3 protein-coding genes and 1 pseudogene are annotated in these 5018 nt (G+C 53.0%); 2 read left to right on the forward strand and 2 right to left on the reverse strand.

All coding sequences use genetic code 11. The annotated features are described in order from the left end of the window. A pseudogene (locus tag H6F43_RS06635) lies at positions 1–1215 on the forward strand (hypothetical protein); the annotation flags it as partial. A 71-nt stretch (positions 1216–1286) separates the two neighbouring features. Here H6F43_RS06635 and H6F43_RS06640 read toward each other — a convergent pair. Continuing rightward, on the reverse strand, positions 1287–1784 hold the full coding sequence (locus H6F43_RS06640; protein WP_190341877.1) for a hypothetical protein: 498 nt from the start codon (positions 1782–1784) through the stop codon (positions 1287–1289). A 460-nt stretch (positions 1785–2244) separates the two neighbouring features. Here H6F43_RS06640 and H6F43_RS06645 point away from each other — a divergent pair, with 460 nt between their 5' ends. Then, entirely contained in the window at positions 2245–2640 is a 396-nt protein-coding gene (locus H6F43_RS06645; RefSeq protein WP_206754543.1) for a response regulator, read from the forward strand. 737 nt (positions 2641–3377) lie between these two features. Here H6F43_RS06645 and H6F43_RS06650 read toward each other — a convergent pair. Then, positions 3378–5018 (reverse strand): TIGR00300 family protein (locus H6F43_RS06650; protein ID WP_190341881.1); only part of this gene is annotated, 1641 nt, incomplete at its 5' end.

The following is a 5018-nucleotide window of genomic DNA, read 5'->3' on the forward strand; positions in this document are numbered from 1 at the left end:
CTCATTTCCAAAGCCAATGGACGAGTGACGCTGGCTCCAGAAGTGATTTCCCTCAGCGATGTGCAGGCGCGCTTGGGTAGGAACGTTGATTTGTCCAGCCTAGAGCTAAAATCCGTTGCCATGCTGCGCTACGACACGCCCGGACAGCGCGATCGCCAAGTGCAGTTTGAACAGGTGCAGTCGTACCGCACGATTGCCCAGACGACAACGACACAGTTGATCAGCACAACTGACATCGGTACCACCCCGATTTCCGTTACCCAACCGATTAGCAGCACCGCCGTTAGACAGGAAAGCCGCTTCAGCCTCAGCGTTCTCCAGAAGCAGTCTAGTCTCGAAGAGGTGATTGCGCGGGTGTCTCTGAAGCCAAAACAGGCAAACGAGCTTTTGTCGGAGCAGTTCGTCGGCGACTTCAACTACAAGCTGAAGGAAACGCAGAAAGCCAAGTTCGTTAACGGGCTGAAAGCAGGCGATCGCGTGGTCGTCCGGCTGTTCACCAAAGACAATCGCTTCATTGGCTACAGCGAGTTTGAACTACTAGCCAGCAATACCGTTGTAACGCTAGTTCTGCCCGATCGCGCGGCTGACTACGGCATCGTGCGCACCATTTATGGAATTGATGCAGATGAGGACTTCAGACTCGATCGCACCGCCCGCGTTTATGACTACTTTACTCAAGTCACTCAGGTTCAGAACTACCGTGAATCCCGCGTCACGTTCCTCAGTAGTGCTCAAAGCTTAAATCTTCAGGCCTTTGAGGTAGCAGGACTGCCTGCGCCGAGTCCGACATGTGTGCATCCAGCCTCCTTCGTGACCGGATCCTACACACTGGTTAATCAAGTCGTGCGAGTGTTTGGTTCCAACCTGCCAACAGCGCTAATTTCCTTACCGGGTCAGGTCGTGAGAATGTCGAAAATTAGCACAACCGCCGTTTCTGTCTTCAAAGTGAGTCAGCTCATTTACAACTATCAACAGGTCGGTGTGACGCAGGGAACTGTCCTGCGCGGCGACGATGACGACGATGATGACGATAACGACAATCGCAACGTCAGCCGAGATGACGACGATGACGATGACGACGGTCGTAAACCCCGCAAGCGCAACTGCAACCAGGGAATCGGCAATGGCGCAGAGGGCTGCGATCCCGGAAATTCTCGTCCGCGCGGTGGCAGCAACGACGAAGGTGGCAGGACGCCCGGTGGACGCAAAAACTAGTAGCCGATAGCGATTCGCTTCAGACGATCGGGTGACAGATCAGCTTTTCTTGATCGGTCCCCGATCGATTGCTATTTGGGCTCGGCTTTTTCCACGCTGCGATCGCCCACTCCCAACGTGAGTTCTAGAGGGGCATTCGATCGCTTGGCTTTGACCACGGTGCGATACACGTCATAGTTGGTCGGCAGCGTCGTCGGTTGTCCATTTTGCAGAAAGCTGATCTGAAAAGTTACGCTCTTAATTAGCTGGGGCGTGTCAGGTTTGTCGAGCTGCTGGCGCTGCTCAATGTCGTCCACGGTGGGACGCGGCGGCAGCGCACCCCACCACAAACCGCGATCGTCGGGTCCAGTCACCGCTCCTGCAGGCTTTTCGCCGTTGCGGTTGAGCAACTCGCTGGTGGCAAAGGCTTCGTACCGCGATCGCGTTTTTGTTGGATCGGTGCTGTACTCGACTTGCCAGGTGTAGCGCGTTAACGCGGTGGCGTCGTACTGGTTGGTTGAGATCGTTGTGCAGCCGGGGAGACTCAGAACCACTGCAAGATTGATTAGGGAGTAAACGACCGCTTTCATCGTGTTGTAATTGTTGAAAAGAATGAGCTAAGTGGTCATTCGGTGAACTGCTTTTGACGGTTTAGCAACTCCTGCTAGAAATGTGTCTTTCCTTTTCGATCAAATCTGGAGTGGCTCAAGAGCTTAGCTACATTCTGCTCGAACCGATTCCTTTAGTAGTTCTGCTTAGGCAATATGGCTGCTAAAAAGCATTGTCCAATACATTAGCAGGCTTGAGACTCGCTGCCTCTACGATCTCGCTATAAATATTAAGTTCAAGAGATATTTCAAAATATTGATTAATCCTGCACGAAAAATGAAGAGAACTGGAATACCTAAGAAAAACGGAAGGTAACAGAATCTGTGAAATTAGGCTAAACGGAATTAGGCAACTGCTTTCAGTGATCTGAATGCAAAAAATTAGAAGCTTTCTAAACGCTATAGTGACGATCGAACTACTGTTCTGCACTATGCAGGCGCTATGAGCTTGACAACAGGTTATATCCTACTGCTGGCTAAACAGCCCTACCAGGTGCGCATCTTGGCATCGATACTTGGGCGCTCCGACTACTCCGTGGCGATCGCAAACTCCGAAGAGCAAGCGGTCGCCCAAACCGTTCAGCATCCTCCATTTTTAATTATTCTGGCAGGCGAGCACCACAACTGGTCCCAAGCAATGCTGCGCGAATTGCGGACGCACGCCAATCTGCATCACATTACGCTGGTTGCCCTAACGGATTTTCATGCACCCAGCTGGATTCATCAGGAGGAAAATCCAGGATTCGATGGCTTCTTAGTCAACCCCATTAGCAGCGAAATTTTATCGTCGCTGGTGCAGTCGGCTTATGCCCGTCAAACTTGCTACGCCACTTGTTAAAAGGTGAACGTTAGAGGTAGAAGACGGGGTAAGCGTACTCGTGTTCTGTCTGAGAAGGCTCGTCTATAACAGGAGGTCGGATTACAGATTCGATCGATCGATCAGCTTCTATTGCAGTGTGGGAAAGGGGGGATCGATCGTTAAGCAACTGGAGTTGTCTTAGCTGAATACTTTCTTCGGCTAAGACATAAATATAGGCAAGGTCTTCCATGAGCGTTGGGGGTTGACTACCAGTAGAAGCAACCGTTGCTCAAATGCAATGACCAGAAATCAGTGACCCGTTATTCAACAGTCCATCGTCTCCGTTGTGCATTGGCAACGCTGAGTTAATTTAGCCAGCATGGCGGTAGACACCCGGAAAAGTGTCACAATTTTCCTATATAACTTTGCGGTTGTCTAGCTATTCGGTCAGGTACGAAATAACAGTTAACCAGTAGATATACTGGCTGATGACTGATTACCTATTAACGCTTTGTGCGATAAATCGCCCTCGTTCTTTTCTTGACTGCCAAAGACTAAGCCCTTCTCTTTTAGAGAAGGGCTTTCAGACGGCTTCCAGTTTTCTTCCTTTGTAGGCTGCGGTGTATACACGATTGGATCGATCGGGTCTTTGGATGACCTTGCAATCCTGACTTGTGGCAGCCCCAGGGTCAAAGGCTTGGACCTGACAAGTCAATTTGTGTGTACATAGTAGCCTCTGTAGGAGGGTAAGGGCGGCTTTAGGAGGCGTACCTCTGCTACACCCTGTGCGCCAGCCGATACGGACTCGTCAGCTTATCGAGCTGCTGAATCAGCAGACTGAGGAACAACCCTACGTCCGTCACCACACCCACAGATTCCACTGAACCTCGATCGCTCAGCTTTGTCACCACGGCGGGATTGATGTCTACGCAGACCATCTTGACGCCAGCTGGAGTCATGTTGCCAACGCCGATCGAGTGCAGCATCGACGACAGCATCAGAATCATGTCGGTACCTTCAATCAAACGGGCATAGTCTGCCTGCGCTTGCAGCAGATCCATTTGGGTATCGGGAAGCGGACCGTCATCGCGGATCGATCCTGCCAGCGAGAACGGCACATTGTGGCGCACACACTCGTAGAAAATGCCGCTAGTCAGCGCGCCCTGCTCGACCGCTTGAGCAATGCTGCCATAGCGTCGCACCGTGTTGATCACTTTCAGGTGGTGACGGTGTCCGCCGCGCACCGAGACACCCCGCTTCATGTCCACACCTAAGGAGGTGCCCATAATCGACTGCTCCATGTCATGAACGGCGATCGCGTTGCCGCCCAGAAGCGCCTGCACGTAGCCTTCGCGGATTAGCTGCGCCAGATGTTCACCGCCGCCAGTGTGGATCACGACAGGTCCAGCTGTAACGACGACTTTGCCGCCCTGGTCGCGAATCTGCCGCAGTTCCCAGGCAATCTGCTCCACAACCAGTTCTACGCGCCGTTCGCTGGAAACGCCTGCGCCCATAAAGCTGAATTCTTGCGTGTTGCGCTGCTCGCGGGATTCGGTCTTGCGGATCGTGCGAATGCCTTCAACGCTGACGACAACGCGATCGCCCACCTGCAAATCGCGCAATAGTTTGCAGCGAGCCACCGCACCCTCTGAAGTTTCCGCAACGACGATCGCAGCATCCATCCGCTGTCCGCTGACTTTTATCCACTGCTCCTTGACGCGCACCTCAGTCGGATAAATGGTGGTGACGTAGAAATCATCGGGCGACACGCCGACTTGCTCGACGACTTCCAGCGTGCAGTCGCACTCTTCCTGCGGACGCGGCACCGCACCCAGATCGATCAGCTGCGCCATAATCGTCTCCATCACGTCGTGCGATGGAGCCGTCACCTTGACCTCTGCTGACGAAGTGCTCTGCCGCTGTTCGCCCAAGCTGAAGTGCAGCACTTGGAAACTGCCGCCGCCCTCGACAATAAGATCCAATGCCTGATTGATCAAACCTGCATCCAGCAGGTGTCCCTCCAAACGAATGACGCGGCTTTCAACCGCCGCACTGGCATGAACTTCTCCCCGTACAGGCTCCGTGACACGCAGCGTTAAGCACTTGGATGCACCGCCCGCTTTGAGAAACTCAGTCAGCGGCGTTTCAACGACCTGGAAGCCTGCGGCAGTGAGACGCTGCTTCAAGTCATCGCTGGCTTGGTTCAAAATCACAATGTGATCCACATTGACTGCGTTGCAGGCAAAATTTACGGCGTCTGCTTCGTCGATCGCAATCCGTTTTGCCTCCGGCACTCGCATTTCGATTAACCGATTCGAGTAGGCATCGAAGGCAGGCGGATAGTAAAGTAAGTAGCCATTGCTGAGCGGACAGAAGCAGGTGTCAAGATGGTAGAAGCGCTCGTCCATCAGCCGCAG

It is taken from the genome of Leptolyngbya sp. FACHB-36 (assembly GCF_014695955.1).
Lineage (GTDB): Bacteria > Cyanobacteriota > Cyanobacteriia > Leptolyngbyales > Leptolyngbyaceae > FACHB-36.

Coding starts and splice junctions, on each gene's coding strand:
- H6F43_RS06645 (WP_206754543.1), top strand. CDS start 2,245: ATGAGCTTGACAACAGGTTATATCCTACTGCTGGCTAAACAGCCCTAC.
- H6F43_RS06640 (WP_190341877.1), bottom strand. CDS start 1,784: ATGAAAGCGGTCGTTTACTCCCTAATCAATCTTGCAGTGGTTCTGAGT.